Source organism: Dactylosporangium sp. CA-092794, assembly GCF_050948465.1.
Classification (GTDB): domain Bacteria; phylum Actinomycetota; class Actinomycetes; order Mycobacteriales; family Micromonosporaceae; genus Dactylosporangium.
The window spans coordinates 8,470,045-8,492,603 of record NZ_CP192044.1; the positions used below are offsets into that span (position 1 = coordinate 8,470,045).

At 72.4% G+C, this 22,559-nt stretch carries 24 protein-coding genes; 3 read left to right on the forward strand and 21 right to left on the reverse strand.

Annotation, left to right across the window (positions count from 1 at the left end):
- Positions 1–71 precede the first annotated feature (71 nt).
- Positions 72–1,310 carry a sensor histidine kinase gene (locus tag ACQPXD_RS36325; protein WP_432826090.1) on the forward strand — a complete coding sequence of 413 codons (1,239 nt, stop codon included), beginning with the start codon at positions 72–74 and terminating at the stop codon, positions 1,308–1,310.
- Positions 1,307–1,972 carry a response regulator gene (locus tag ACQPXD_RS36330; protein ID WP_432826092.1) on the forward strand — a complete coding sequence of 222 codons (666 nt, stop codon included), beginning with the start codon at positions 1,307–1,309 and terminating at the stop codon, positions 1,970–1,972. The genes ACQPXD_RS36325 and ACQPXD_RS36330 overlap by 4 nt, the downstream gene beginning before the upstream one ends.
- A 162-nt stretch (positions 1,973–2,134) precedes the next feature.
- On the opposite strand, the gene ACQPXD_RS36335 is transcribed toward ACQPXD_RS36330, so the two are convergent.
- The 19 genes from ACQPXD_RS36335 to ACQPXD_RS36425 form a co-directional block, all read right to left on the reverse strand.
- Complete coding sequence (locus ACQPXD_RS36335; protein ID WP_432826094.1) at positions 2,135–2,740, reverse strand: dihydrofolate reductase family protein; 606 nt, start codon at positions 2,738–2,740, stop codon at positions 2,135–2,137.
- Positions 2,741–2,743: 3 nt separating this feature from the next.
- Positions 2,744–3,727, reverse strand: a complete 984-nt coding sequence (locus ACQPXD_RS36340) for an alpha/beta fold hydrolase (protein WP_432826096.1) — start codon at positions 3,725–3,727, stop codon at positions 2,744–2,746.
- Positions 3,728–3,733: 6 nt separating this feature from the next.
- Positions 3,734–4,093, reverse strand: coding sequence for a DUF1330 domain-containing protein (locus tag ACQPXD_RS36345; protein WP_432826098.1), 360 nt, complete (start codon positions 4,091–4,093; stop codon positions 3,734–3,736).
- Positions 4,090–4,854, reverse strand: a complete 765-nt coding sequence (locus ACQPXD_RS36350; RefSeq protein WP_432826100.1) for an enoyl-CoA hydratase-related protein — start codon at positions 4,852–4,854, stop codon at positions 4,090–4,092. The genes ACQPXD_RS36345 and ACQPXD_RS36350 overlap by 4 nt, the downstream gene beginning before the upstream one ends.
- A 77-nt stretch (positions 4,855–4,931) precedes the next feature.
- On the reverse strand, positions 4,932–6,218 hold the full coding sequence (locus ACQPXD_RS36355) for an ABC transporter substrate-binding protein (protein ID WP_432826102.1): 1,287 nt from the start codon (positions 6,216–6,218) through the stop codon (positions 4,932–4,934).
- Complete coding sequence (locus ACQPXD_RS36360; protein ID WP_432826104.1) at positions 6,212–6,610, reverse strand: FmdB family zinc ribbon protein; 399 nt, start codon at positions 6,608–6,610, stop codon at positions 6,212–6,214. Before ACQPXD_RS36360 ends, ACQPXD_RS36355 begins: the two co-directional genes overlap by 7 nt.
- A 6-nt stretch (positions 6,611–6,616) precedes the next feature.
- Positions 6,617–7,432 (reverse strand): N-acyl homoserine lactonase family protein, encoded by an 816-nt coding sequence (locus tag ACQPXD_RS36365; protein ID WP_432826106.1) that lies wholly within the window; start codon positions 7,430–7,432, stop codon positions 6,617–6,619.
- 1 nt (position 7,433) lies between these two features.
- Entirely contained in the window at positions 7,434–8,534 is a 1,101-nt protein-coding gene (locus ACQPXD_RS36370; protein WP_432826108.1) for a branched-chain amino acid ABC transporter permease, read from the reverse strand.
- A complete protein-coding gene (locus ACQPXD_RS36375) occupies positions 8,527–9,423 on the reverse strand; it encodes a branched-chain amino acid ABC transporter permease (RefSeq protein ID WP_432826110.1) in 897 nt (298 codons plus the stop codon). Before ACQPXD_RS36375 ends, ACQPXD_RS36370 begins: the two co-directional genes overlap by 8 nt.
- Positions 9,420–10,226: an ABC transporter ATP-binding protein gene (locus ACQPXD_RS36380; RefSeq protein ID WP_432826112.1), complete on the reverse strand. Its 807-nt coding sequence runs from the start codon at positions 10,224–10,226 to the stop codon at positions 9,420–9,422. Before ACQPXD_RS36380 ends, ACQPXD_RS36375 begins: the two co-directional genes overlap by 4 nt.
- A complete protein-coding gene (locus tag ACQPXD_RS36385; protein ID WP_432826114.1) occupies positions 10,223–11,005 on the reverse strand; it encodes an ABC transporter ATP-binding protein in 783 nt (260 codons plus the stop codon). Before ACQPXD_RS36385 ends, ACQPXD_RS36380 begins: the two co-directional genes overlap by 4 nt.
- Positions 11,002–12,549, reverse strand: a complete 1,548-nt coding sequence (locus tag ACQPXD_RS36390; RefSeq protein ID WP_432826116.1) for a class I adenylate-forming enzyme family protein — start codon at positions 12,547–12,549, stop codon at positions 11,002–11,004. The genes ACQPXD_RS36385 and ACQPXD_RS36390 overlap by 4 nt, the downstream gene beginning before the upstream one ends.
- 188 nt (positions 12,550–12,737) lie before the next feature.
- Positions 12,738–13,433, reverse strand: coding sequence for a TetR/AcrR family transcriptional regulator (locus tag ACQPXD_RS36395; RefSeq protein WP_432826118.1), 696 nt, complete (start codon positions 13,431–13,433; stop codon positions 12,738–12,740).
- Positions 13,434–13,540: 107 nt separating this feature from the next.
- Entirely contained in the window at positions 13,541–14,329 is a 789-nt protein-coding gene (locus tag ACQPXD_RS36400) for an SDR family NAD(P)-dependent oxidoreductase (RefSeq protein ID WP_432826120.1), read from the reverse strand.
- Positions 14,326–15,408 (reverse strand): TIGR03617 family F420-dependent LLM class oxidoreductase, encoded by a 1,083-nt coding sequence (locus ACQPXD_RS36405; RefSeq protein ID WP_432826122.1) that lies wholly within the window; start codon positions 15,406–15,408, stop codon positions 14,326–14,328. Before ACQPXD_RS36405 ends, ACQPXD_RS36400 begins: the two co-directional genes overlap by 4 nt.
- Positions 15,408–16,532 carry a thiolase family protein gene (locus ACQPXD_RS36410; protein WP_432826124.1) on the reverse strand — a complete coding sequence of 375 codons (1,125 nt, stop codon included), beginning with the start codon at positions 16,530–16,532 and terminating at the stop codon, positions 15,408–15,410. The genes ACQPXD_RS36405 and ACQPXD_RS36410 overlap by 1 nt, the downstream gene beginning before the upstream one ends.
- Positions 16,525–16,878 (reverse strand): Zn-ribbon domain-containing OB-fold protein, encoded by a 354-nt coding sequence (locus ACQPXD_RS36415; protein WP_432826126.1) that lies wholly within the window; start codon positions 16,876–16,878, stop codon positions 16,525–16,527. Before ACQPXD_RS36415 ends, ACQPXD_RS36410 begins: the two co-directional genes overlap by 8 nt.
- A 30-nt stretch (positions 16,879–16,908) precedes the next feature.
- Entirely contained in the window at positions 16,909–17,985 is a 1,077-nt protein-coding gene (locus ACQPXD_RS36420) for an NAD(P)-dependent alcohol dehydrogenase (RefSeq protein ID WP_432826128.1), read from the reverse strand.
- Positions 17,986–18,029: 44 nt separating this feature from the next.
- Entirely contained in the window at positions 18,030–19,514 is a 1,485-nt protein-coding gene (locus ACQPXD_RS36425; protein ID WP_432826130.1) for an aldehyde dehydrogenase family protein, read from the reverse strand.
- Between the two features lie 153 nt (positions 19,515–19,667).
- Between ACQPXD_RS36425 and ACQPXD_RS36430 the strand changes: the two genes are divergently transcribed.
- Complete coding sequence (locus ACQPXD_RS36430; RefSeq protein WP_432826132.1) at positions 19,668–20,288, forward strand: nitroreductase family protein; 621 nt, start codon at positions 19,668–19,670, stop codon at positions 20,286–20,288.
- Between the two features lie 4 nt (positions 20,289–20,292).
- Here the strand turns inward: ACQPXD_RS36430 and ACQPXD_RS36435 are convergent, their stop codons facing one another.
- Positions 20,293–21,315, reverse strand: a complete 1,023-nt coding sequence (locus tag ACQPXD_RS36435; protein WP_432826134.1) for a phosphotransferase family protein — start codon at positions 21,313–21,315, stop codon at positions 20,293–20,295.
- Positions 21,315–22,550 (reverse strand): acyl-CoA dehydrogenase family protein, encoded by a 1,236-nt coding sequence (locus ACQPXD_RS36440; protein WP_432826136.1) that lies wholly within the window; start codon positions 22,548–22,550, stop codon positions 21,315–21,317. The genes ACQPXD_RS36435 and ACQPXD_RS36440 overlap by 1 nt, the downstream gene beginning before the upstream one ends.
- Between the last annotated feature and the right edge of the window lie 9 nt (positions 22,551–22,559).

Consider the following 22,559-nt stretch of genomic DNA (forward strand, 5'->3'; position numbering starts at 1 on the left):
CTGCTTTTGCAGGTCAAGCCCTGCGGATGGTTCGCTTGAGCTGACCTGTCCCGACCGACCTGGATGACCGGATGAGCGAAACGGGCTGGCGCCCATATGTGCCCGAGGCGATCGCGGCGTTCGTGGTGCTCGCGATCGGCTTCACGGAGGCCCTCGTGACGTGGGCGATGACCGGCGGCCGCTTGGAAGGCTTCGCGCAGGCGCTGGTCGTCGCGTTCGCGGTGGGGCTGTGCCGCCGGGCGCCGGGCGCGGCGCTCGGACTGGTATGGGGGCAGGGCCTGCTCCACGTGCTGTTCGATGAGCCGATCATGCTGACCGAGTTCGCGCTGACCGCCGTGTTCTTCGCCGGCGCGCGGTGGGGCCGCCCGCCGACCGTGGTGATGAGCGCGCTTTCCGTACCGCTCGCCGTGGTCGTGGCGTTCGTCCTGCACTCGGGCAAGGTTGTCACGCTCCACCTCCTGCTGGGCGGATCGAGGCTGGGCGGCATCGTCCGCGAGGAGCCGACCGCGCAGCTGGCCCTGGCGCTGATCGGGTTGCTGGTCGTCGCCGCTCCGTGGCCGGCCGGTCTGATGATGCGGTTCCTCGAACGGGCGAGCACCTCGCGGACCTCGATGCTGGCGGCGGAGGACGCCGCCGCCAAGGCCTGGCGCGAGACGGAACATGCCCGCGAAATCGCGCATCTGCGCGACCAGCAGACCCGGCTGGCCCGTGACGTCCACGATGTCGTCGGCCACTCGCTCGCGGTGATCCTGGCGCAGGCCGAGTCGGGGCAGTATCTGGACGAGACCGTGAAGCTGAAGCAGACCATGCAGACGATCGCCACCTCGGCGCGCTCGTCCCTGCAGGATGTGCGGCAGGTGCTCTCCTCGACCCAGGACACGACCACGGCGCGCGGTGCGGCGGACCGGTTCGACGATCTGATCGCCGGGGTGCGCGGCAGCGGACACGAGATCGTCGCGACCGAGCTGGGCACACCGCGTCAGCTGCCGCGCGAAGCCGGGGCGGTCGCCTACCGGGTGTTCCAGGAGATGCTCACCAACGCCATCAAGCACGGCCGGCGGGACCAGCCCATCACGGCCGAGCGGCACTGGCCGGCGACGCAGCCGGCCGGCGGCTTCGCCGACACCTTGCGTATCGAGGTGACCAACGTGGCGGAGGCACCCGGCGACGCCGGCCCCGGGCGCGGTCTGGACGGCATGCGGCGCCGGCTCGAAGCGATCGGCGGCCACCTCGACGTCCGCCGCCGCGAGCAACCCGCCGGCACCACCTTCACCGTGACCGCGTTCGTGCCCGTGCGGGGCGGCGCGTGACGAGCGACGAGATCACCGTGCTGCTCATCGACGACCAGGAGCTCTTCCGCGAAGGGGTACGGGTCATCATCGACGCCCAGGACGGCATGCGCGTGGTCGGCGCGGCCGGCGACGGGGTGGAGGCGGTCCGCCTCGTCGAGGAGTTGCAGCCCGACGTCGTTCTCATGGACATCCGGATGCCACAGATGGACGGCGTCGAGGCGTCCAGGCAGATCTTCACACCCGAGCGGGTCGCCCGGCGGACCAAGCCGGTCCGCGTGATCGTGCTGACCACCTTCAACCTCGACGACCGGGCCGCCACCGCGATCCGCCACGGCGCCAGCGGCTTCCTGCTCAAGGACACCACGCCGCTGATGCTGCGCGACGCGATCCGCACCGTCCACGGCGGCAACGCCGTGCTCGCCCCGCAGGACCTGGCCACCTTGCTGGACAGGAAGTTCCAGGCCGAGGCGCCGCCGCCGGCGGCGTTCCTCGCGCTCACCGACAAGGAACGCGAGGTGTTCACCGCCGTGGCCCGCGGCCTGTCCAACGCGGAGATCGCCGGCACCCTGTTCGCCGGCGAGTCCACGGTCAAAACCCATGTGGGCGCCATCCTGCGCAAGCTGGCGCTGCGCGACCGGGTGCAGATCGTCGTGTTCGCCCACGAGCACGGCCTGATCTGAGCGCCCGGGCCGGCGGCAGCCGCCTTCGCGGGCTCGCCGATCCTCGCGTGCGCCGTGCTCCGCGGCGGCCACGAGTTGGTCCGGGCAGCCTTCGCGGCGGCCGGTATGGTGCCGGTTCGCCCGAATGGCGCGGCACCACTCGCGGCGACGCCGGTCTGACCTTCAGTCCCTGACGACCTCGTAGGTGAGGTGCGTCGCCCGCGGTGACTCGGCGACCTCCCGCTGGACCAGCGTTGCCGGGCCGGCGAGGTCGAACAGTCGCGTGCCGCCGCCGAGCAGCAGCGGTGACAGGTGGATGCGCAGTTCCTCGACCAGCCCCGCCGCCAGGCACTGGTCGATGACGTTCGCGCCGCCCATGACGACGACGTCCTTGTCGCCCGCCGCCGCCCGGGCCCGGTCGACGGCGGCCGCCACGCCGTCGGTCACGAACCGGAACCTGGACGCGAGCCGCACCTGGGCGGGCGGTTCGTGGGTGACGACGTAGCACGGCGGTGCGGCGGACTGGTTCTGGTCGTGTCCGTACCCGATGTCGTCGTTCCAGCCGTGCGGGCCGTCCACGATGTCGTACAGCCGCCGCCCCATCACCACGGCGCCGGTCTTGGCGAAGCTGTCCGCCAGCACCGCTTCGTCGACCGGGGAGCGGGGCTCCTCGAGCACCCACGCGTGGATCGCCTCGCCGCCGACGCCGAGGCCGTGCTCCTCGTCCACGCCGCGGGCGGTGACGTACCCGTCCAGCGACATCGAGATGTCAGCGATCACCTTGCTCATGGTTCACTCCTCCGGGGTCCGGTGCAGGTGCACAACGGCGGGGCCGGGCGGGAACGGCGCGGAGAACTCGGCCGTGCGCTCCGGCTCGACTGTCGTTTCGCGGTTGCTGACATCGAACCATTCGACCCGGTAGGAGGGGGAGGCGATGCGGGCAAGGATGTGCGACACCAGCGCGTCCGGGGCGACCTCGGGTATCCAATGTCCGGTCGAACTCAGCTCGGCGAACCGGTACTCACCGGTCACCTGTTCGGCGCAGAGCAGTGCCGCCGTCCGGCGCAGCGCCACGTCACCGGCTCCCCACACGTAGGTGGTCGGCACGACGACGGGGCCCAGCGCCTGGAAGTCGCGGGTCATCGCGCGGTACCAGTTGAGCCGTGCGGTCAGCGCTCCGGGGTGCCGCAGTTCGCCAAGGTACAGGTCGACCAGCGCACGCGGCACGGCGGCCGGAAACCACCTCCGCAGCCGGCGCGCGTCGTCGGCAAGCAGGACCCGCTCGGCCTTCTCGGTCCGGAACAGACGTATGTAGGCGGAACCCTCCCGCTGGTCCGCGTCGCCGGCGAGCGCCCGGCCGAACGCGGCCGGGTGCGGAACCGATACCGCGGTGAGGCTGCGCACGCGATCGGGGTGCCGGGCGGCGACGAACCACGCCACCGTCGCTCCCCAGTCGTGGCCGACGAGGTGGACGGCCGGCAGGCCGATGGCGTCGAGCAGCCCGAGCACGTCGCCGACGAGCGCGTCGATGTGGTAGTTGGCGGGCCCCACGGGGCGCGCGCCCGGGGAGTACCCCCGCTGGTCCGGTGCGATCACCCGAAGTCCCGCCGCGGCCAGCCGGGGAGCGACCTCGGCCCATGCCGCACGGCTCTGCGGGAACCCGTGCAACAACACGACCGGGTCGCCCGCCTCGGGGCCGGTCATCGAGACGTCGAACACGAGCCGGCCCAGCGCGATCCTCGTCGGCGTGCCCCACGAAAGGCTCTCGAACGGCATCGGGAGTCACCAGGGGGAGGTCGCCTGGAGTACCGCCGCGGAGAGCGCCGCCGTCCGCAGGTGGGTGATGCGCTGGTAGCCGGGGTCGGCGACCATCCGGCTGAATGCCGCGCGGCTCGGATACTCCACGAGCAGCACCGCGTCCCAGGCGAAGCCGTCGGGTGCCACCAGCGCGGTCGACGTGTCGCCGAGGTACACCATTCGCGCGCCCACGCGCTCGAGGAACGGCAGGACCTCGCGCGCGTACTGCTCGTACGACGGGCGGCCGGCCGGGGCGAACCGCAGCAGGTTCAGCATCACGACCGGCCCGCCCTCGTCCTCGGCGAGAAACCGCTTCAGGTCGGCGCCGGTGGGATCGACGCTCATGAGGCGTCCTTTCCGGAGCGGGCGGCGAACGCCTCGAGTCCCCGGCGCGACTCCCCGCTGTCCTGCGCCTGTTGCGCGAACGGCAGCTGCGCCTCCCACGCGTTGGCTTCCGTGACGAAGTCGTGGGTCCGCCGCACGATCGCCTTGGAGGCACGCACCGCCGCCGGGGCGTTGCTCATGATGCGCCGCGCGAGCTCGCGTGCGCCCGCCACGGCACCTCCGGGTTCGCAGACCCGGCCGACCACTCCCCAGCTCTGCATCTGCTCCGCGCTCACCCGCTCGCCGGTCAGGGCGAGCCGCATCGCGGCGTGGTACGGCATGCGCTGCGGTAGCCGGAAGAGCCCGCCGCCGATGGCCACCTGCCCGTGCACGACCTCGGGCAGGCCGAACTGCGCGCCGCTGCCGGCGACGATGAGGTCGCAGCTCAACGCCAGCTCGAAACCGCCGGCGAGGCAGTAGCCCTCGACCGCGGCGATCAGCGGCTTGACGATCGACGTGCGGTTGAACCACGCCAGCTGCGCGTCGCGGCTTGCGAAGGCGGGCTCGCCGCGCAGCGCCGCCTTGAGGTCGCGGCCGGCGCAGAAGTTGCCGCCCGCGCCCGTGAGCACGACGACACCGACCCCGGGATCGCTGTCGGCCCGCACGAGGGCCTCCTGCAGTTGCGTCCTGAGGGCGAGGTCGATGGCGTTCATCACGCGGGGCCGATGCATCGTCACCACGGCGACGGCATCCTCGGACTCGTAGTGCACGACGGATTCCACAACTGGGCCTTTCGGTAGGTCTGCGACGGGTGTGCCGGCGCGGGCGGAGCGAGCCGCCCGCCCGCGCCGGCCCCGCCTCAGGAGACGGTGAACGACGGCTTGTAGGTCGCCGCATCGGGACCGGCGAAGGCGCCGCCGTCGACCGACTTCAGCATGCCCGGCGCCGAGGGGTCCGGCCGCATCACGTAGCTCTGGGTCGTCGGGACGCCGCCCTTGCTGAGGTCCAGCTTGGGTACCATGCCGTGGAAGTCGATCGAGGACAGCTTCTTGCGGGCCTCCAGCAGGCCGTCGCGGGTCAGGGCGCCGTCGTCGCAGGCCTGCTTGAGTACCGTCGTGATCGCCAGCGCCGCGGAGAACGCCGACAGCTGCTTGAAGTCGTCGGCGTGCTTCGGGTCGGCCGCCTTGAAGGCGGCCATCAGCGCCTGGACGGTCGGATCGGTGATGCTCAGGTCGGCGTTCGGCGCGCCGACATACACGCGCTGCTGGACCGCCTGGCCGGTGCTGCCGGCGAGCAGGTCGTTCTCCCACCCGGTGGTGTCGATGCCGACCGGTACCGGGAAGCCGGCGGCCTGGCTGGCCGCGACGACCGACGCGACCTGCTTGGGCGTGCCGCTGACCAGGATCGCGGCGGCGCCCTCGGCTCGCGCGTTGGTCACCTGCGCCGTCATGTCGACGGCGGTCGCCGGCACGCTGATCGTCTTGACGTTGATGCCGCGCTGCTTGGCCACGTGGCCGCTGCCCGCGAACGCGGTGTTCGACAGATCGCCGACGAGACCGATGTGGGCGATCGTGTCGCCCTGCTTGATCACGCCCTTGTCGAGCCAGTAGTCGAGCAGGTTGATGATCTCGTAGTCGTAGGTGACGCCGATCTGCAGCACGCCCTCGACCTGCGCCGTCGGCCCGCTCTGGCTGGCAGGGTAAAGCAATACCTTGTCCGAGCGGTACCGTCCGTTCAGCGACGCGTTGATCGCCGAGCCGAAGATCTGGGCGAACGCGAGGACCTTGGGCTCCTGCTGCGAGTAGGCGACGGTCGCCTTCTGCACGTCGTAGCCGGAGTCGGCGAGCTCGACGTCGATCTTGCGGCCGCACACGCCGCCGCCCTCGTTGACCTTGTCGAAGTACACCTGCTCGGCCTTGATGATCGCGCTGTCCGCGGCGGAGAACGGGCCGCTCAGGTCGCTGATGGCGCCGAGCCTGATCGAGGTGTCGGTGACGCCGACGCCCTGGGTCACGCCGCCCTTGCCGGACTTCTCGGAACTGTTCGTGGCCTTGGCGCTGCAACCGGCCAGCAGCACGACGGCCGCCGCCATGACCGCGACGCAGGTCCGCCGCTTCCCGCTCCGGATGAGTAACCGACCTAACATTCGCTGCTCCTTGTTCGGTGGGGTGTCGCGGGGGTGTGGGTGTCCGACAGGTCGTCCACGCGCAGCGGGCGCTGGTGGAACCGCCCCTCATGGGCGATCACGGGGGACTCGACCGGCGCCAGCTCGGGATGCCGATGCTCGAGCGCCAGCCGGGTGTCAAGCTCACGTCGCAGGGCGGTCACGCGCCGGGGGTCGCCGCGGCCGGTCTGCGACCAGGTTCTGGGCATGTCCTGCGGGCCGCGCCCCGGGCTCGCGCCGCGCAGCAGCCCGGCGCCGCGGATGAGGCGGCGCATCGGGTTCGAGCAGCGCGGGCAGTCGGGCAGGGGCGCGTCCATCGGGCGCAGCGCCTCCAGGCCCGCGCCGCAGTCACATCGGAACTCGTAGATCGGCATGACGGATCACGTGTAGTAGTGGTCGGGGGCGAGGCGGAGCGACGCGATCTGCTCGGCGTCGTGGCCGAAGACGATGAGGGCGTCGCGCTGCCGCTGGATCGCGCGCAGCTTCTCCACCGAGGCGTACCACCCGCGCAGGTCGCTGACGATGGCCGGCGGCACCGCCGGCGGGCCGAAGCTCTCCCCCAGGTAGACGGCGTCGGAGGTGAACACCATGGTTCCGGAGTCGGGGAGGTCGACCTGCAGGGACATGCTGCCGGGGGTGTGTCCGGGCATCTGCAGCAGGGTGACGCCCGGCAGGATCTCGACGTCCCCGACGAGCGGTTCCAGGTCGAGGCCCTCGTATTCGGCCTTCACGTGACCGCCGAGGAACGGCCCGATGAAGCTGTTGGCGAACTCGATCTCGTCCCGGCTGCACACGACGCGTGAACCCGCGTCCTGGAACATCCTCGTGTTGCCGATGTGGTCGAAGTGCAGATGGGACAGCGCGACGATGTCGACCGAGCCGGGCTCGACGCCCATCCGCCGCAGCTGCGAGTCGAGGTACTGCTCCTCGGTGACGTCGTCGTAGGGGTAGTAGTCGTTGAGGCCGGAGGGTCCCCACCGCTGCTCCCAGTCCCGCGGACAGCCGGTGTCCCAGATGAGCGAGCCGGCCTCGGTCTCGACGAGCACGCAGTACGTCGCGAATGCGCCCCACGGCGACGGGAAGTGCTCGTGGTCGTGCCGCGAGCGGATCGTGACGCCCTTCTTCAGCAGCAGCGAGGTTCGATCCGCGTGCAGGGAGCCGCAGCTGATGATGCTCAGTCGGGGGGCGGTGACCATGTCACACTCCTTCGGTTGCCGGGACGGGTTCGCGGTGGTCGTTCGCCGGCAGCCCGCGGCGAGGTGCGGTCCGCTTGAGGACGGCGGCCAGCCCGTTCGGCTCGAAGATCATCAGGACGATGACCAGCCCGCCGTAGAAGAACTGGCTGACGGTGTTCGCCGTCAGGCCGCCGTCGGACAGCACCGGGACCGACGCGCTGTAGCGGGTGAGGATGAGCGGGATGCCGGTGACGACGAGCGCGCCGACGACGCTGCCGCCCATGGAGGCGAGGCCGCCGATGACGACCATCGCCAGGTAGTCCACGGACAGCGTGAGGCCGAACGAGTCGGGGACGATCTGCCCGACGCTGAGGGCGTACAGCACGCCGGCGAGCCCGGCGATGAGCGAGGACACGACGAACGCGTCGCGACGGGCCCGCCGGACGTCGACGCCGAGGACGGCGGCGGCGACCTCGTTGTCCCGCATCACCATGAGCGCGCGGCCGGGCCGGCCGTCCACGATCCCCTGGGCGAACCACCAGGTGGCCGCGACCAGCGGCACGCCGAGCAGCCACAGCATCTCGTACTGGCCGAGCGGGATCGCGCCGAGCGCCAGCCCGGAGTCGTCGCTGAAGCGCAGCGGGCCGAGCGACAGCGGCTCGACGGGGCGGCCGTTGAACCCGCCCGTGTAGGTGTCCGCGTTGATCAGGATGTACTGCCCGAGGAACACCAGGGCCAGCGTGGCGATGCCGAGATAGATGCCCTTGACCCGGGCCGAGATCGGGCTGAAGAGCAGCCCGGCCAGGCCGGCGAGCGCGGTGGCGAGGATCGCCGCGAGCCAGGTCGGCAGGCCGGCTCCGGAGCGGCCGTGGCCGGACAGGATGGCGTAGCCGTACGCGCCGATCGCGACGAAGAATCCGTGCCCGAGGTTCAGCTGCCCGCCGACGCCGAAGAGGAGGTTGAGGGCGATCGCGGCGATGGCGGCGCTGCAGACGAACAGTCCCATCTGCAGCGTCGCCGAGTCGGCGTACAGCACGGGCAGGAACACCGCCGCCAGGAGCGCGGCTGGGACGCCCAGGCGGCGCACCAGGCGGGCGCGGGGCGAGACGATCACGTCAGACACGAACCATCGACCTCGATCCGAACAGTCCGGTCGGCCGCACCAGCAGCACGCCGACCATGACCACCCACGGCGCCACGGTGCCCACGTCGGTGCCGAGGAACCCCAGCGAGCCCTCGTATCCGTTGGCCAGGCTCTGGAACAGCCCGATCGTCACGCCGCCCAGCAGCGCGCCCCCGATCGAGTCGAGGCCGCCGATCACGATCGCCGGGAAGGCGGCGAGCGCGACGTTGGCGACGCTGATGTCCACGCCCGGCGCGGGCGACGAGGTCAGGAACACGGCCGCGACCGCCGCCAGCGCGCCGGCGACGCCCCAGGCGATCGCCGCGACCCGCGCCTGGTTGACCCCCGTCAGCGCGGCCGCCTCCGCATCGTCGGCGCTCGCCCGCATCGCGACGCCCCAGTCGGACCATCGGAACAGGGCGAGGAACGCGGCGATGATGAGGATGCACACGATGAGGGCGGCGACCCGGGCCTGCGGGAAGGTGACCGGGCCCAGTGTCACGACGCCGTTCTGCCACGGGTCGGGAATATGCAGCAGGTCGGAGCCGATCAGCACGGTGAGCTCCGTCATGAGCACGATGTTGAGCCCGATCGTGACGGTGGCGACCGCCTCGTGGCCGGCCGCGCGCAGGCGCAGCGGGCGCAGGATCAGCCACTCGGCGACCACCGCCAGCGCGCCGACCAGCAGCACGCCCAGCAGCGCGCCGAGGGCGAAGCCGAGTCCGGCGCTGAGCTTCGCGATGGCGCAGCCCCCCGCGAGCACGATGGCGCCGTGCGCGAAGTTGATGACCTGGGTACTGCGGTAGACGAGGACGGCGCCGAAGGCGATGAGGGCGTAGATCACCCCCGTCGACAGCCCGCCCAGGATGAGTTCGAGCAGCTTCGTCATAGTGCCTCTCCCGATTCGTGGCCGGCGTGGACGGCGCCGGTGTAGGCGGTCTGCACGGCGGGGTCGGCGGCCACCGCGGCGGGCGTCCCGCTCGTCAGGTACCGCCCGGACGTCAGCACCGTCACGTGGTCGGAGATCCCCATGACCAGGCTCATGTCGTGCTCGATCAGCAGGATCGCCGTGCCCAGATCGGCGCAGACCCGGCGCAGGATCTCGGCGGTGCGCGCGGTCTCGTCGTCGTTCATCCCGGCGACGGGCTCGTCCAGCAGGACGATCGAGGGCTCCATCGCGAGGGCCCGGCCGAGTTCCAGGCGCTTGCGGTCGCCGTACGAGAGATCCCCGGCGGAGCGGTGCAGGTGGCGCTCGAGGCCCAGCAGGCCGGCGATGCGCGCGACGACCTCGTCGCCCGCGGCGCGCTCCTGCCGGCTGCGCCGCAGCCGGAGGCCCGCCGACAACAGCCCGGACGAGGTGAGCACGTGCCGGCCGAGGAGCAGGTTCTGCGCCACGGTTTGCCGGGCCGAGAGCGCGATGTTCTGGAACGCGCGCCCGACACCCAGCGCGGCGATCTGGTGCGGCAGGCGGCCGACGAGTTCGGCGTCGCCGAGCGTGATGCTGCCGCGCGTCGGCTTGTACACGCCGCTGATGACGTTGAAGCAGCTGGTCTTGCCGGCGCCGTTGGGACCGATCAGCGAGTGGATCGTCCGCGGTTCGACGCGCAGGTCCACGCCGTCGAGCGCCTGGACGCCGGCGAAGCGCAGCGACACGTCCTTGAGCACGAGCGTCGAGTCCTTGCGGGCGGTCATCGGGCCGGCTCGTTCCGGCGGGAGCCGGCGTCGCGGCGCTGACCGAGGTACAGGTCCCGCACGTCGTCGACGGTCACCTCGACACCGACCCGGCCCGCGAGCGCCACCCTGCCGACGTCCAGCACGTACGCGCGGTCGGCGAGCGACAGCGCGAACTGCGAGTTCTGCTCGACCACGACGATCGCGGTGCCGGCGGCGCGGATGTCCCTGAGCCGATCGGCGATGTCGGCGATGACCAGCGGCGCGAGGCCCAGGGAGGGCTCGTCGAGCAGGAGGATCGCCGGGTCGGCCATGAGCGCCCGGCCGATGGCGAGCATCTGCTGCTCGCCTCCGGAGAGGTAGGCGGCGTGGAGGTCGGCCTTGTGCTCCAGCACGGGGAAGAGCTCGTAGACCCGCGCGCGCAGCTCGCGCCGGCGCTGACGGTGGTGTGCCATCCCGCCGACGCGGAGGTTCTCGCCGACGGTCAACCGCCCGAACACGTGCCGGCCCTCGGGCACCTGGAGCAGCCCGCGCCGCACGATCGCCGTCGGTCCGCTGCGATCGAGCCGGTGCGGGCCCCACGTGATCCGTCCCGACCGGATGCCGCCGCGGTGCAGGCCGAGCGTGCCCGACAGCGCCCGCAGGAGCGTCGTCTTGCCGGCCCCGTTGTTGCCCAGCAGCGCGGTGACGCCCTCGGGCGAGATGGTCATGGACACCTCGCGCAGCGCGTGGGAGTCGCGTCCGTACCCCACCGACAGGTCCTGGATGACGAGCGGCTCGCCGGCCGCCGGCCGGTTCATCGCGCCGCCTCGTTCGTGGTGCGGGCGATCGCGGGCAGGCCGGCCTTGGTCACCTTGCCGACCGCGTTGCGCGGCAGCTCGTCGAGGATCGTGAGGCGGCGCGGGCGCTTGAAGCGGGCCAGCCCGGACCGGCAGAAGTCGAGCAGCTCGTCCTCGCCGGCCGAGGCGCCCGGGTTCAGCTCGACGAAGGCCACCGGCACCTCGCCCATCTCCTCGTCGGGCACGCCCACCACGACCGCGTCGCCGACCGCCGGGTGCTGGCGCAGGCACGCCTCGATCTCGGCCGGGTAGACGTTGACGCCGCCACTGATGATCATGTCGACGCGCCGTCCCGTGATGTAGAGGTACCCTTCGGCGTCCACCGAACCGAGGTCGCCGGTCCGGAAGAATCCCCGGGCGTCGAGCACCTCCGGACCGAGCGGGCCCTCGTCGAGGTAGCCGCGAATGATGCGTGGGGTCTTCACCCAGATCTCCCCTTCCGTGCCGGCCGGCAGCGGCTGGCGGCCACCGTCCGACCTGATCTCGACGGCGACGTGGGCGAACGGGCGCCCGCACGAGGTGGGCCGCTCGCGCAGCTCCTGCGGGGAGATGCCGGTCACCATGCCGGTCTCCGTCGAGCCGTAGCCGCTCGTCAGGACGTCGGGGCCGAGGTACTCGGCGACCTCGGCGACGAGGCGGGCGGGCACCGGCGCGCCGCCGACGGTCAGGCGCCGGATGGACGACAGGTCGTACACCGGCCCCAGCTCATCGGCGAGGCGCAGCATCCGGTGCAGCATGACCGGCACGACGTGCCAGTCGGTGACGCGATGCCGATCGATGAGCTCGAGGGCCTGCCGGGCGTCGAACCGTCGCTGCAGTACCACCGGAATTCCCGCGGCCAGCGCCTCCAGGACCTGCTTCGGGCCCGATGCGTGTGACAGCGGCATGCTCACCATCACGCAGCGCTCCGCGACGGGATCGGTGCGCGGGCCCGCGTACTCCTGGGTCGAGCGCACGTACTCGGCGAACAGGTCGGCCGGGACGTGAGCGGTCCCCCGCAACGCGCCCTTCGGCCGCCCCGACGTGCCCGACGTGTAGACGACCAGCTCGCCCTCCACGGGCTCGGCCGTCGGCTCCAGCGCCGTCGGATGCGCCAGCAGCTCGCCGAGGTGGAGCACGCCCGGGAGGCGCTCGTCGTCGACCGTGATGGGCGTGGCGACGCCGGCGGAGCGCAGGGCCTCGACCACGTCGGCCGCGTGCGGCATGTCGATGATCGCGGTGGCCGCCCGGCTGCGCTGAGCCGTGGCGGCGACCTCGCCGACGGTGAAGCGGGCGTTCATGGAGATCTGGAGCGCGCCGATCAGCCCGAGCGCGCGGTTCACCACGAACCACTCGATGCGGTTCGGCGTGGCCACGATGACGCGGCCGCCGGCCGGCACCCCGAGGTCGCTCAGCGCGGAGGCCACCGCACGCGCCGAGGCGTCCAGCTCCTCGAGCGTCACGCCCCGGTCGCCCTCGATCAGCAGCGGCCGGTGCGGCGGCCGGATCGCCTGTGCGTTGGTCATCGCGCTCCCTTTGGCTGCCCGCGTCGCGTATGACGCCGGTCACATGGGGATTCAAGCAACTTTCTGGCTGTTCAGCAAGTGTTGTTTCGGAGCGATTTCTCCGCCGTGAAATGCGGCCCACGCTGGGCTTTTTCGGGCACGGCGAAGCCGGCGGGCGCTCGGCGCCCACCCCGAAGCGACGAGAAGCCCTACCGCGAAGCGGCGGTCTTGCCGGCAGCCACCTGCTTGGTACCGCGGCCGGCGGGCGCGTCCTGGACGGCGTCGGGCCGCGCGGCGATGGCGTGCCGCACGAAGTCCATCGCGGCGGCCCGCGCCGGCGCGACGTCGAACGCGTCCGGATCGACCAGCGCCTGCACCGCCACCCCGCGCTGGATCGCGTGCAGCAGCGCCGCGTAGCCATCGGGGTCGACGTCGCGGCGCACCGAGCCGTCGGCGTGCCCCTCGACGATCCACTGGCGGAAGTTCGCGCGCACGCTGGCGAGCTGGTCGCGGATCGCCCGCTGCAACTCGCGCTCCTCCGCGACCGACTCGGTCGCGAGCGTCAGCATGACGTAGGCGCGGGTCGGCCGGTGCTGCAGCCGGTCCATGTACATGTCGAGCTGCGTGATGATCGACTGCAGCCCGTCGGTACTGCCGAGGCCGGCGGCGGCGAGGTCGGCCGCCATGCGCTCCCGGATGTCCGTGACGACCGCCTCCATCAGCCGCACCTTCGAGCGGAAGTGGTAGCCGACCAGCCCCCGGCTCATGCCGGTCTCCTGCCCGATCCGGTCGAACGTCACGCGACGGTAGCCATCGGACGCGATGATCTTGATAGCCGCGTCCAGGATCGCGCGACGGGACGCCTCAGAGCGCTGGACCTGCGTCTGGGGTGCCTGCTTGGCCATCTGACCCTCTCCCCGCGGGCCTGCGCGGCCCGCCGTTGGCCTGACCCTACCCACCGTCTCGGCGACGGTCCGGCGACCCGGCAGGCGCCGGACCGCCGTCGCGGGGGTCACAGCGCGAATGAGTAGCCCCCGTTGACCGGGACCGTCTGACCCGTGACCCACGACGCCGCGTCGGAGGCCAGGAACGTGATCATGTTCGCCGCGTCGTCCGGCTCGCCGGGCCGCCGGATAATGTAACCCTGCATTGCCTTCCTGGTGAACTCCGCGTCACTCAGCGCGGCCTCCGTGCGGGGCGTCCGCGTCGCGGCGAGCGACACGCAGTTGGCCGTGATGCGATATCGCCCGAGCGACGCGGCCAGGGACCGGGTGAACCCGGCGGCGCCGGCCTTGCTCGCGCTGTAGACCTCGCGGTGCGGTTCGCCGTAGCGACCGGCATCGGAGATGACGTTGACGATGCGGCCGTAGCCGCGCTCGATCATGACCGGGACGATCGCGCGACAGGTGTTCATCACTCCGTAGAAGTTCGTGCCGATCCAGTTGTCCCACTCCGCGCGCCCCTGCTCCCAGAATGGCCGGTCCATCGCCGTCGTCGGGTTCGGACCGGCGTTGCCGGCGTTGTTGACCAGGATGTCGATCCCCGCGAACGCGGTGATCGCCCGGTCGACCTGAGCCGCCACCCCGTCGAGGTCGCCGACGTCGCCGGACACGGCGAGGGCCTCGGCGCCCAGGCCGCGGACCTCCGCCACCACCGACTCGGCCCGTTCGAGCCGGTAGTCGTTCACCACGATCGCGCGAGCGCCCTGCATGGCCATGCGGATCGCCACCTGCCGGCCGACGCCCTGCCCGGCGCCGGTGATGAACGCGACGCGTCCCTTGAGGTCAACCATGTCGCTCATGCCGTCTCCTGGTTCGTGGCGGTGCTCGCGGGCGAGCCCGGGCGGATCGGGGTGGTGGAAATCCGGCGGGCGATGTCGGCGAGGAGCTCGTCGTCCGTCGGCACGGCGGTGTACAGCGACACCCGGTTCACGAGGTCACCCATGCGGCCGACGACCAGGTCCGCGACGCGGTCCGGCTCCGCGACCACCGCGAAGGTGCCGAGCACCTTGTCGTCGACGAGGTCCGCCATCGTGTCCCAGCGGTTCGGGTCCGGCGTGCGCGAGAGCCGGTTGAGCTCCGCGGCGAGGTCGTCCCACCCGTGCGTCTCGAGCACGGTCCGGTAGGCGGCCGTGCTGGCGTAGAACGCGATCTGCCGGCGCATCGCCCGGGTCGCCGCGCTCAGCTCACGGCCGGTGGCTCCGGTGGCCATGAGTACCGGGGCGGACACCACGAAATCGGCACGGTCGCGCCCGGCCGCGGCCAGGCCCCGTTCGATCGCCGGCACGGTGTGGCGCCGCAGGTGCTCGCGCGAGGAGAACGCGTGGGCCAGCAGGCCGTCGCCCACCCGGGCCGCGACGTCGAGCATGCGGTCGCCGACCGCGGCCAGCATGATCAGGGGGTCGGGACGAGCGGCATGGTCGGGCGTACTGTCCGGCAGCATCAGCGTGTGCGTGTAGAACTCGCCGCGGAAGTCGAGCCGGTCACCGGTCCGCCAGCAGCGCCAGATCTCCCGCACCGCCCGGACGAACTCCTCCATCCGGGCCGCCGGCCGGGACCACGGCATGCCGAAGCGCCGCTCGACGTGCGCCTTGATCTGGGTGCCCAGGCCGAGGGTGAACCGTCCGTCCGAGTACCGCGCCAGGTCGCTACCGAGATAGGCGACGCTCATCGGGTTGCGGGCGAACGCCACCGCGATCGACGTGCCGAGCCCGATCCGCCGCGTCGCCGACGCGGCGATCGCGAGGGACAGGAACGGGTCGTTGGCCGACTCGCGCGACCAGATCGTCGCGTAGCCCGCCGCCTCCCACCGCGCCGCCGCGGCCGCCACCTCGCGGGCGTCGCCCGGGCGATCGAGCCGGACGTCCACGCCGAGGGACATCAGGGCGCTCCCAGGACGTGGACGACGCACACCGCGCCGACACCGACGAGATGGGCCAGGCCGTACCGCGCGCCGGGCTGCTGCCGGGCGCCGGCCTCGCCGCGCAGCTGCAGCGTGATCTCGGCGATCTGCGCCACGCCGGTCGGGCCGATCGGGTGCCCCATGGCGAGCAGTCCCCCCGAGGGGCTGACGGCGCACCGCCCGCCGATGTCGAACGCGCCGTCGCGGAGCCGGGCGACCGCCTCGCCCTCGGCGCACAGGCCCATCGCCTCGACGTACTGCAGCTCCTCGATCGCGAAGGCGTCATGGAGCTCGACCACGTCGAGGTCGGACGCCTCGAGCCCGGCCTCCCGCAGCGCGTCGGCGGTGGTGGCGCGGGTCAGCTCGGCGTCGAAGCTGCGCGGACCGTAGAGCTCCTCGCTGCGCTGGGCCGAGGCCATCACGCGCACCGCGCGCTCGCGCGGTACGCCGAGGCGCTCGACGGCGGCGGCGGACGCGACGATCACCGCCGCGGCCCCCTCCCCCACGGGGCAGCACTGCAGGCGCGTCAGCCGGCCGGCGATCGGCCGGTCGTTCACGATCTCGTCGAGCGTGCGCTCCCGCTGCCGGTGGGCGTGCGGATTGCGGCTGCCGTTGCGGTGGTTCTTCACGGCGACCAGGGCGATGTCCGCCGCCGTCGCCCCGTACCGGGCCATGTACTCGTCGGCGAGCAGCGCGTAGTGCGTGAACGGCACGATGTGCCGCCCGCCGAGGGACTCGACCCCGGTCAGGTCCTCGGCCCGCCGTACCGGCGCGGGCTTGTCGACGCCGATCGCGATCGCGACGTCGGCGAACCCCGCGGCGACGTCGCGCGCGGCGAGCCGGAAGGCGCTCGATCCCGACGCCGAGGCGTTCTCGACCTGCGTCATGGGGATGCCGGTGGCGCCGAGATGCTTGAGCATCGGACGCGAGACCGCCATCCCGAGCCGGGTCGTGCCCGTGTAGGCGGATTCCACCTCGGTCCAGGCGATGCCCGCGTCGGCGAGGGCGGCCCGCACGGCCGTCAGGCCGAGCCGCACGTAGGGGACATCGCTCGCGGGGCCGAACCGGTGCCAGCCGACACCGATCACGTAGGCCTCACGCACGGCTCGGCACCTCGTCCCGCAGCGCGAAGCGGAAGTCGTTCGCCTCGTGGTCGAAGCGGGCGTACACCTTGGCGTCACGCAGCGACGCGTCGGCCACGCTCGACAACACGCCCCGCACGAAGGGGCCGTCGTCGAGCACCACGGCCACGACGGTGAACGGGACCTCGGCCGACCGCTCGGTCTGCTGGTGGACCACGGCGGAGGACGTGACGGTGCCCGAGCCCGACAGGGCGACCTCGATCAGCCGGTCCGCGGTCGCACCGCACGATTCGCAGCCGTAGGACTGGTAGGGATGGGCGCGGTAGCCGCAGGCGCGGCACTCGACGCCGATCAGCGTTTCGTTCACAACAAGCTCCTTCCGGGGTGGGCGCGCGGCTCAGGCGGGCATGCGCACGACGGGCTTGATCGCCGCTCCCGACTCGGCCGCCGCGAACGCGGACCCGATGTCGGGCAGGTCGAAGTAGGTGATGAGCGCCTCGAACGGGAATCGGCCGGCTCGATGCAGGTCGAGCAGGGCCGGGATCAGCTCGGCGGGCACGGCGTCGCCCTCGGAGACGCCGCGGATCGAGATCGCCCTGGTCCGGATGTGCCGCCAGTTCAGCGCGGGCGCGGACGCCGGTCCCCAGGCTCCGGCGACGGCACACACTCCGCGCAGGCCCAGGCAGTCGACGGCCGGCCCGAGCGCGGCGGGCGAGCCGCTCGCCTCGATCGAGAAGCCGGCCCCGCCCCCGGTCAGCTCGCGGACCACGGCGACCGGGTCCGCGTCCCGGGCGTTCACCACGTGCGTCGCGCCCAGCTCGCGGGCGAGCTCGAGCCGGGCCGGGTGGAGGTCGACGACGATCACGGTGCCGACCTCGCGCACGGCCGCGGCCATGACCGCCGCGAGGCCCACGGCGCCGGCGCCGAAGACCACCAGCGTGGCGCCGGGCGAGAGGTCGAGCGTGGTGAAGACGGTTCCGGCGCCGGTCTGGATGCCGCACCCGAGCGGGCCGACGATACCGAGATCGACGTCGTCCGGGACCGGCACCAGGTTGCGGTGCGGGACGACCGAGTGGGTGGCGAAGGACGACTGCCCGAAGTAGTGGCTGCGGACGCCGGCTCCCCGGTACGCCGACGTCCCGTCCGGCCGGTTCCCGGTCAGGTTCAACGCCACCGCGTCGTCGCAGTAGGACGGGAGCCGATGGGTGCAGGCCCGGCACGCCCCGCAGGACCCGAAGGTCATGGCGACGCGGTCGCCCGGGCGCAGGCCGGGCACGCCGGCCCCGACCGCCTCGACGATCCCGGCGCCCTCGTGGCCGAGCACGACGGGCGTCGCGATCGGGATCGTGCCGGCCCGGCAGCTGACGTCGGTGTGGCACACCCCGGTCGCCACGACCCGGACCAGCACCTCGCCGGGCCGCAGGTCGTCGAGCACGAGCGACTCGACGCTCAGCGCGGCACCGGGAGACCTCATCACGGCCGCCCGGCAGGTGACCGGGCGGGCCTGAGCCTGAGCATTCACAGGCTGACCAGCACGCTCTTCGTCTCGGTGAACGCCTCGACGCCCTCGCGGCCGAGCTCGCGGCCCCAGCCCGACTGCTTGACCCCGCCGAACGGCAGGTTCATGTCCGTGCGGCCCCAGCAGTTCACGAACACCGTGCCCGCGCGGAGGGCGGCGCTGACCCGGTGCGCCGTCGAGAGGTTCGTCGTGAAGCAGCCGGCGACCAGTCCCAGCCGCGAGTCGTTCGCCATCGCGACCGCGGTGTCGGCGTCCGTGAAGGGCACGACGGTGACCACGGGGCCGAAGATCTCCTCGCGCTGGACGCGCATCGCCGGCGTCGTGCCGACGAGCACGGTCGGCGGGACGAAGTTCCCGGCGCCGCCGGGCGCCCTGCCCTGCCCGGCGATCCGCGCGCCGTCGGCGAGTCCCTCGGACAGGAACGCCGCCACGCGGTCGCGCTGCCCGGCGCTGATGAGCGGGCCCATCTCGCTGCGCGGGTCCAGCGGGTGGCCCAGTCGGGTCCGCTCGGCGATCGCACCGATACCGCCGACGACCTCGTCGAAGACGCGCCGGTCCACGTAGAGCCGCGACCCGGCCATGCAGACCTGGCCGTTGTTGGCGAACACGCCGGCCGCGGCGGCCGGGATGGCCAGGTCGAGATCGGCGTCGGCGAAGATGAGATTCGCCGGCTTCCCCCCGAGCTCGAGCGAGACCCGGGCCATGCGGGCCGCCGCCTGGCGGGCGATGGCCTTGCCCACCTGCGTCGAGCCGGTGAAGGTGATCTTGTCCACGCCCGGATGGCTGACCAGGGCGGCGCCGGTGGTCGCGCCGTCGCCGGTGATGATGTTGACCACGCCGGGCGGGAAGCCGGCCTCCTCGACGAGGCCCGCGAACAGCAGCGCGGTCAGGGGCGTCTGCTCGGCCGGCTTGAGCACGACCGTGTTGCCCGCGGCGAGGGCCGGCGCCAGCTTCGCGGCCAGCATGTAGATCGGGTAGTTCCACGGGATGATCGCGGCCACCACCCCGAGCGGTTCGCGGCGCGAGTACGCGAGCCACTGGCCGGGCAGGGAGACCGGGTGCTGGCCGCCGTCGAGCTTCGTGGCCCACCCGGCCATGTAGCGCAGGACGCCGATGGCCTTCGTGACGTCGACGGCCCGGCTCAGCGCCAGCACCTTGCCCACGTTCAGCGCCTCCAGCTGTGCGAACGTCTCGAACCGGGCCTCGATCAGGTCCGCGAGCCGCCACAGCGCCGCCGCCCGGTCGGCCGGCGTGACGCCCGCCCACTCCCCCGCGAAGGCCGCCCGCGCGGCGCGCACGGCGCGGTCGACGTCGGCCGCCCGCGCCATCGGCGCCGTCGCCAGCCGGGCGCCCGACGCCGGGTCCAGCACGTCGAAGCGGCCGCCGTCGTGCGAGGGGACGCGCTCGCCGCCGATGAGCAGGTCGCTCTCGGTGCCCAGGAACGTCGCCACCGACGCGATCGGTGCAACGGCAATGACGGTCATCGCGACTCCGGCTCGTTCGTGGTGGGGCATCCCGCCAGGTCATGTGGCGGCTGTCACGCTAACAACTTTTTGGCTAGCCAGCAAGCAAGTGACGGATCCGTCCTACACTCGGCTCAACGAGGTCGTCACCAACGGGAAGGCGAGCGCCGCGCCATGGACCTGTTCGAAGCCATCCGCACCACCCGCGCCATGCGCCGGCTCGACCCCGACCGGCCGGTCAGCGACGCCGACGTCCGGACGATCCTCGAGGCCGCGCTCAAGGGACCGTCCGGCGGCAACTCGCAGCCGGTGCGGTGGCTCGTCGTGCGGGACCGCGCGCTCAAGCGCGGGATCCAGGAGATCTACCAGCGCGGCTGGGCGCTGAGCCGCCGGCGCTACGAGGCCTCCTCCTCCGGCCCGTCGCCGGCGGTGCTGGGCTCGGCCGATCATCTCGCCGCCCACCTGCACGAGGCACCGGTGCTCATCATCGCCTGCGGCGAGACCGACGGCGTGAAGCGCGACGCGTCGGTGTACCCGGCCGTGCAGAACCTCATGCTGGCGGCGCGCGGACTCGGCCTCGGCACCACGCTGACCACCGTCCACCTCACGTTCGAGGACGAGGTGAAGGGGCTGCTCGGGATCCCCGCGGAGGTGCAGACGTTCGCGCTCGTCCCGGTCGGCTACCCGCTCGGGCGATGGGGCGAGGCGAAGCGCCGCCCGGTCGAGGAGGTCACCTTTCTCGACCGCTGGGGCGAGCCCTACCCCGCCCCGTCGCCGGCGGCCGGCGGCGCGTGAGGGCTCAGGCCCCGGCCAACTCGGCGAAGGCCCGGTCGATGAGCCGCTCCACCACCTCGGGCGTGGGGCCCCCGACCGGTGCGGCGTTGCGTGGATCGTCGACGGCCCGGCGCAGCACGCCCTCGCAGATGATGGCGATCTTCCACAGCCCCAGCGCGTGCCAGTACCCGACGGAGTCCCCGTCCCGGCCCGTGATCGACAGGTAGGCGTCCGTCAGCTCGGCCCGGGTCGCGAACCCGGGCAGGGCCGAGGCGGCGAACAGCCCCGTGGCCGCGTCGCCGGCCTGCGGCCAGTAGGCGAGCATGCTGCCGAGATCGGCGATCGGGTCGCCGAGCGTCGCGAGCTCCCAGTCGAGCACCGCCCGCACCGCACCGGTCTCGGGCGAGGAGATGACGTTGCGCAGGTGGAAGTCCCCGTGCACCAGGACGGTCTCCCGCTGCGGCGGGACCTCGCGGGTGAGCTTCCCGGTCAGCTCCTCCAGCGCCGGCAGGTCGCGCGTCTTCGACTGCGACCACTGGGTGCTCCATCGCTTCAGCTGCCGTGGGGCGTACGGCTTGTGGCTGGCCAGCTCCGCGAGCCCGGCCCGGTGCAGGTCGACCGCGTGGATGGCGGCGAGCGTGCCGATCATGCTCTCGGACAGCCGGCGGCGCAGGTCCGCGGGCATGCCCTCGGCCACCTCCAGCTCGTCCACGACCAGGCCGTCGACCCGCTCCATCAGCACGAGCGGCACGCTCGCGACCTGCTCGGCCGCGCTGACCGCATGGATCTTCGGTACCGGTACCGCGGTCCCGGCCAGCCCCCGCATGATGGCGGCCTCGCGCGCCACGTCGTGCGCCGAGGCCAGGAGGGCGCCGAGCGGAGGGCGGCGCAGGATCCAGCGCCCGCCCCCGGCGTCGCGCACGTCGAGGGTGATGTTCGACTGCCCCGCGCCGATCCGCTCGAAGGTCAGGCCGCCACCCGCGCCGATGCCGAGGGAGCCGATCCAGCGGGCGACCGGCTCAGGGTCGAGGCCGAAGTCCGGTTCCACTACGACGCACCGTTCCAGGCGGGGTCGACGCGGCGGAGCTCGAACCGGGCGATCGTGCGCTTGTGCACCTCGTCCGGGCCGTCCGCCAGCCGCAGCGTGCGCTGGTGCGCATAGAAACTGGCCAGCGGTACGTCGTCGGTGACACCGGCCCCGCCGAACACCTGGATGGCCCGGTCGATCACCTTCAGCGCGACCTGCGGGCCGGCGACCTTGATCGCCGCGATCTCGGTGCGCGCCCGCTGGTTGCCGGCGGTGTCCATCAGCCAGGCGGCCTTCATGGTCAGCAGGCGGATCATCTCGATCTCGATGCGCGCCTCGGCGATCCAGTCCTGGATGTTCGCGCGGTTGGCCAGCGGTTCGCCGAAGGTGACGCGCTGCTGGGCGCGGGCGATCATGAGATCCAGCGCCCGCTCGGCGGCGCCGATCGAGCGCATGCAGTGGTGAATCCGGCCCGGACCGAGCCGGGCCTGGCTGATCAGGAACCCGTCGCCCGCGCCGGCCAGCAGCGCCGTCCTCGGTACCCGGACGTCGTCGAAGACGATCTCCGCGTGTCCTTCCCGGTCGAGGTAGCCGAACACCGGCAGGCCCCGCACGACGGTGACGCCGGGGGTGTCGATGGGCACGACCATCATGCTCTGCTGGCGGTGGCGCGGCGCGTCGACGTCGGTCTTGCCCATGACGATCAGGACGCGGCAGTTCGGGTGCAGCGCGTTCGAGGCGAACCACTTGCGGCCGTTGAGCACGTAATCGTCGCCGTCCGGCTCCATCCGCAGCCGGATGTTGGTGGCATCCGAGCTGGCGACCTCCGGCTCCGTCATCGCGAAGGCGGACCTGATCTCGCCGGCCAGCAACGGCCCGAGCCAGCGCCGCTTGTGCTCGTCGGTGCCGAAGAGCTGGAGCACCTCCATGTTGCCGGTGTCCGGCGCGTTGCAGTTCATCGACTCGGGCGCGATGAACGGGCTGCGCCCCATGATCTCGGCGAGGGGCGCGTAGTCCGAGTTGCTCAGGCCGGGCGAGCCCCACTCGGCGCTCTCGTGCGGGTGGAAGAGGTTCCACAGCCCGCGGCGGCGAGCCTCCGACTTGAGCTCCTCGAGGATCGGCGGATGGAAGTTCGGGTTGCCCGACTCGCGCATCTGCGCGGCGTAGACGGCCTCCGCCGGATAGACCCGCTCGTCCATGAAGTCCAGGACCTTGGCCTGGTACTCCTTGGCCCGCTCGGAAAGCTCAAACTGCATGGATACTCC

Bases quoted from the DNA above. Each gene is read 5' to 3' on its own strand.
- ACQPXD_RS36325 (WP_432826090.1), top strand. From the start codon at position 72: ATGAGCGAAACGGGCTGGCGCCCATATGTGCCCGAGGCGATCGCGGCG.
- ACQPXD_RS36335 (WP_432826094.1), bottom strand. From the start codon at position 2,740: ATGAGCAAGGTGATCGCTGACATCTCGATGTCGCTGGACGGGTACGTC.
- ACQPXD_RS36340 (WP_432826096.1), bottom strand. From the start codon at position 3,727: ATGCCGTTCGAGAGCCTTTCGTGGGGCACGCCGACGAGGATCGCGCTG.
- ACQPXD_RS36345 (WP_432826098.1), bottom strand. From the start codon at position 4,093: ATGAGCGTCGATCCCACCGGCGCCGACCTGAAGCGGTTTCTCGCCGAG.
- ACQPXD_RS36355 (WP_432826102.1), bottom strand. From the start codon at position 6,218: ATGTTAGGTCGGTTACTCATCCGGAGCGGGAAGCGGCGGACCTGCGTC.
- ACQPXD_RS36360 (WP_432826104.1), bottom strand. From the start codon at position 6,610: ATGCCGATCTACGAGTTCCGATGTGACTGCGGCGCGGGCCTGGAGGCG.
- ACQPXD_RS36365 (WP_432826106.1), bottom strand. From the start codon at position 7,432: ATGGTCACCGCCCCCCGACTGAGCATCATCAGCTGCGGCTCCCTGCAC.
- ACQPXD_RS36375 (WP_432826110.1), bottom strand. From the start codon at position 9,423: ATGACGAAGCTGCTCGAACTCATCCTGGGCGGGCTGTCGACGGGGGTG.
- ACQPXD_RS36380 (WP_432826112.1), bottom strand. From the start codon at position 10,226: ATGACCGCCCGCAAGGACTCGACGCTCGTGCTCAAGGACGTGTCGCTG.
- ACQPXD_RS36385 (WP_432826114.1), bottom strand. From the start codon at position 11,005: ATGAACCGGCCGGCGGCCGGCGAGCCGCTCGTCATCCAGGACCTGTCG.
- ACQPXD_RS36390 (WP_432826116.1), bottom strand. From the start codon at position 12,549: ATGACCAACGCACAGGCGATCCGGCCGCCGCACCGGCCGCTGCTGATC.
- ACQPXD_RS36395 (WP_432826118.1), bottom strand. From the start codon at position 13,433: ATGGCCAAGCAGGCACCCCAGACGCAGGTCCAGCGCTCTGAGGCGTCC.
- ACQPXD_RS36400 (WP_432826120.1), bottom strand. From the start codon at position 14,329: ATGAGCGACATGGTTGACCTCAAGGGACGCGTCGCGTTCATCACCGGC.
- ACQPXD_RS36405 (WP_432826122.1), bottom strand. From the start codon at position 15,408: ATGTCCCTCGGCGTGGACGTCCGGCTCGATCGCCCGGGCGACGCCCGC.
- ACQPXD_RS36420 (WP_432826128.1), bottom strand. From the start codon at position 17,985: ATGAGGTCTCCCGGTGCCGCGCTGAGCGTCGAGTCGCTCGTGCTCGAC.
- ACQPXD_RS36425 (WP_432826130.1), bottom strand. From the start codon at position 19,514: ATGACCGTCATTGCCGTTGCACCGATCGCGTCGGTGGCGACGTTCCTG.
- ACQPXD_RS36430 (WP_432826132.1), top strand. From the start codon at position 19,668: ATGGACCTGTTCGAAGCCATCCGCACCACCCGCGCCATGCGCCGGCTC.
- ACQPXD_RS36440 (WP_432826136.1), bottom strand. From the start codon at position 22,550: ATGCAGTTTGAGCTTTCCGAGCGGGCCAAGGAGTACCAGGCCAAGGTC.